The 3767-nt window shown below is 61.9% G+C and carries 3 protein-coding genes and 3 tRNA genes; 3 read left to right on the top strand and 3 right to left on the bottom strand.

Annotation, left to right across the window (positions count from 1 at the left end):
• A partial coding sequence (locus AC1DSN_RS19785; protein ID WP_477332390.1) for a kinase/pyrophosphorylase occupies positions 1-552 on the top strand: 552 nt, incomplete at its 5' end.
• Positions 553-579: 27 nt separating this feature from the next.
• Entirely contained in the window at positions 580-1056 is a 477-nt protein-coding gene (locus AC1DSN_RS19780; RefSeq protein WP_213950151.1) for a DUF1249 domain-containing protein, read from the top strand.
• A 219-nt stretch (positions 1057-1275) separates the two neighbouring features.
• Here the strand turns inward: AC1DSN_RS19780 and AC1DSN_RS19775 are convergent.
• From AC1DSN_RS19775 to AC1DSN_RS19765, 3 genes are all read right to left on the bottom strand, one after another.
• Positions 1276-1352 (bottom strand) — tRNA-Asp (locus AC1DSN_RS19775).
• 69 nt (positions 1353-1421) lie between these two features.
• Positions 1422-1497 (bottom strand) — tRNA-Glu (locus tag AC1DSN_RS19770).
• An 11-nt stretch (positions 1498-1508) separates the two neighbouring features.
• Positions 1509-1584: transfer RNA gene (locus AC1DSN_RS19765), tRNA-Ala, on the bottom strand.
• A gap of 205 nt (positions 1585-1789) precedes the next feature.
• Between AC1DSN_RS19765 and AC1DSN_RS19760 the strand changes: the two genes are divergently transcribed.
• Entirely contained in the window at positions 1790-3550 is a 1761-nt protein-coding gene (locus AC1DSN_RS19760; RefSeq protein WP_213950152.1) for a cation:proton antiporter, read from the top strand.
• The last annotated feature ends 217 nt before the right edge of the window (positions 3551-3767 follow it).

Below are 3767 nucleotides of genomic sequence, written 5' to 3'. Positions count from 1 at the left end.
GTCTTTGCCCCCTTCATCGACCCGCTGGAGGCGGAACTGGGCACCAAGCAGTCGGGCGCGGTCAACCGTTCACACGGCCTGGTGGACTTCGAACGCTACGAAGCGAGGATAAACGCCACCAACTATGCCCTGGCGCATGACGATGGCCTGGATGTCGATTACAACGAATCGGACCTCGTTCTCGTCGGCGTTTCCCGTTCCGGCAAGACGCCTACCTGCCTCTACATGGCCTTGCATTACGGCGTGTGTGCCGCCAACTATCCGCTCACGGACGACGACCTGGACAAGCTGGAGCTGCCAACCCGTCTCCGCCCTTATCGAAGCCGCCTGTTCGGGCTGACCATCGACCCGAACCGCCTTGCGCAGATCCGTGAGCAGCGGCGCCCCGGGAGCCGATATGCGACCCTGAAACAGTGTCGCTGGGAACTGGAGCAGGCCGACCGGCTCATGCGACGGGAAAATATTCCGGTCCTCAACAMCACGCATACGTCGATCGAGGAGATTTCGAGCAAGATTTTCGAGTACCTCGGCATCGAACGTCACATGTATTAGACAGCCCTACGGAGACCCTCGCCCGACATGACCGCCGTCATCGAACGCCCATCCGCTTTCCTCCCGGGACGCTTCGGCTTCCTGATGGGGCTGTATGCGGAGAACTATCACCGGCTGGCACGGTTGTTCGCGCCGCAGCGGCTGGCGCCGGGCCGTTACATCTCCGATGTGGACGACGGCCTGAAGGTGCGCCTGGATGTACAGGAAAAGCACCCGTACACGCTGGAACTCGAGCTCACCTACGACTTCGTCGACGAGACCACCGGGCAGCCGTCCCCCTCCGCCCAGTTGCGCATGTATACCGATGCCCATGTAGCCGAGGCGATGCATTGCCATCCGGGACGCAAGCTGTGGCAGGTACTCGGGCCCTTTCCCCCGGCCAATACCGTGCTCCAGCATCGCCTGCGCATGAATGGCTTTCTCAACCGATGGCTGGAATTCCTGGCCGAGCAGGGGCATTCGATCGGTACGCTGGAGCGCCTCGAGGACCACAAACCCGATTGATGTAGGAGCCGATTCATCGGCGATCCCGCGGCAGCGGGCCGGGTTGAGGCAAACCCATTCGCCGCTGAAGCGGCTCCCACAGAAAGCCAGTCTCCTGCAAAGCCAGTCTCCGGCAAAGCCAGTCTCCTGCAAAGCCAGTCTCCTGCAAAGCCAGTCTCCGGCCAGGCAAATTCAAGGCAAAAAAAACCCGCCAGATGGCGGGATTCTTTTTGGAAGTAATGGCGGAGCGGACGGGACTCGAACCCGCGACCTCCGGCGTGACAGGCCAGCATTCTAACCGACTGAACTACCGCTCCACACTTACGTTCCAGCTTTCCAACATTTCCAACTTCTTCGTCCTTAACACTCTCTGGCGGACCAGAAAGTGGCGTCCCCACGGGGATTCGAACCCCGGTCGCCACCGTGAAAGGGTGATGTCCTAGGCCTCTAGACGATGGGGACGTCTTAGAAGTTGGTGGAGCCAGCCGGGATCGAACCGGCGACCTCCTGCATGCCATGCAGGCGCTCTCCCAGCTGAGCTATGGCCCCCTGCTGGAAGCCGCAAAGATTACGTCCGACCCGCTAATTCGTCAAGCATTCGTTACATTTTTTTTGAAATTATTTTCACGAATTCGAGAATGACGAACGCTGGCACGTACTTGCGTGACGATACGCCCTCACGTGCCGGCCCGCATTCCGTGCGCATGTTCCTGCGCACGCGCTAACCTGTCCCTTCGCACACTCGAGGACAGGCATGCACGGCATCGTTTTCATCCAGGACCTCGCGACAGTGATGCTTGTTGCCGGCCTGACAACCGTGATCTTCCAGCGCCTGAGGCAGCCGGTGGTGCTCGGCTACATCATCGCGGGGTTGTTGATCGGGCCGCATACGCTGCCGGTGATCTTCATCCACGATGAAGAAACCATTCGTACCTTGTCCGAGCTAGGCATGATCCTGCTGCTGTTCGCGCTTGGGCTGGAGTTCAGCCTGAAGAAACTGCGTGCCGTCGGTGGGGCGGCGTTAGTCGCCGCCTTCGCCGAAATCGTGCTCATGGTCTGGATCGGCTACGAGATAGGCCGCTTCTTCGGCTGGTCCGCGATGGATGCGATCTTCCTCGGCGCGATGCTGTCGATCTCCTCGACCACCATCATCATGAAGGCGCTCGAGGACCTGGGTCTCAAGCGCGAGCGCTTCGCCCAGCTCATGTTCGGCATCCTCATCGTGGAGGACCTGCTCGCCATCGTCCTGATGGCCCTGCTCACGGGTATCGCCAGTACCGGGGGCGTGGAGGCGGGCCAGGCTTTCGCGGCGATCGGTCGGCTCGGTCTTTTCATGGCCGTGTCGCTGGTGGTGGGGCTGCTGTTGGTGCCACGCGTGGTCGACTATATCGCGCGTGTCAGCCGCAACGACGTGCTGCTGATCGCCGTGCTGGGCATCTGCTTCGGCTTCTGCCTGCTGGTCACCGAGATGGGCTACAGCGTCGCGCTGGGCGCCTTCATGATCGGTGCGATCGTGGCGGAATCCGAGAGCGTGGCGCGCATCGAGCGCATCATCATGCCGGTGCGCGACATGTTCAGCGCGATCTTCTTCGTCGCCATCGGCATGTTGATCGACCCTGCCTTGCTGGTGGCATACGCCTGGCCGATCACCGTCGTGACCATCGCCGTGGTCGTGGGCAAGGTGGTGACCTGCAGTTTCGGCAGTTTCGTCGCCGGCAACGATGGCCGCACGTCGCTGCGCGTGGGCATGGGGCTGGCGCAGATCGGCGAATTCTCCTTCGTCATCGCCTCACTGGGCCTCACGCTCAAGGTGACCAGCAACTTCCTCTACCCGGTGGCGGTGGCGGTGTCGGCAATCACCACGTTTCTTACCCCCTACCTGATCCGTTCCTCCGATCCGCTGGCGAGCTTCCTCGGTCGGGCCTTGCCTGCGCGCGTCACCGGCGTATTCGGCGCCTACACGGAGTGGATGGGCAACCTGGGCCTGCAAGGGCAGGGCGCCATCGTGATGAAGATGATCCGCCGGTTGGTCTGGCACGTGATCATCAACATGATGCTGGTGATTGCGGTCTTCATCATCGTGGCCTTTGCGTACCGCCGTGGGTTCCTCCACGTGGACATCCTCAGCGACGACCCCACGGTGCGCCGCAGCCTGGCCTGGTCGCTCGCCGCGCTGTTGTCCCTGCCCATGGTGGTCGCGGCCTACCGCAAGGCGGGAGCGTTGGGCATGTTGCTGGCCGAACTGAGCATTCCGGACCGGTTCGGCAGCCGCACCTACCGGATCCGTGCCGTATTGGGGCGGATCATCCCGGTGGTGGCGATGCTGATCCTCGGCCTCCTCGTGGCGGCCCTGGCGTCCACCATCCTGCCCCCGCGCGAGGTCGCCGGGGTACTGGTCCTGATCGGTATCGGCCTGGTCTGGCTGCTCTGGCGGGTGCTGGTGCAGGTGCATGCCCGCCTGCAGGCGGCCCTGCGGGATACCCTGGAAAAACCGGGTCCGGGGCACGATGAGTGACCCAATCGTCATTCCGTTGAAAGGTTGCTGAACTTTTAGTGTGAAACCTTGTCTCTCGCCACGTCATTGCAAGCAAGGCGCGAAGCACCGCACAATGGCGTTTCAACCTCCACACGGAGGTGTACCGGCGGCGTCGCCGAATCTTTCCAAGAGAGGGAATACCGAATGAAGCAATTTTTGCGTCCCACGATGACGGCCGTCGCCCTGGCGGTTGCGC

The sequence above is a fragment of the Luteibacter sp. P4_D7_3 genome (assembly GCF_056401735.1).
This window is presented reverse-complemented; position numbering and strand designations above follow the sequence as displayed.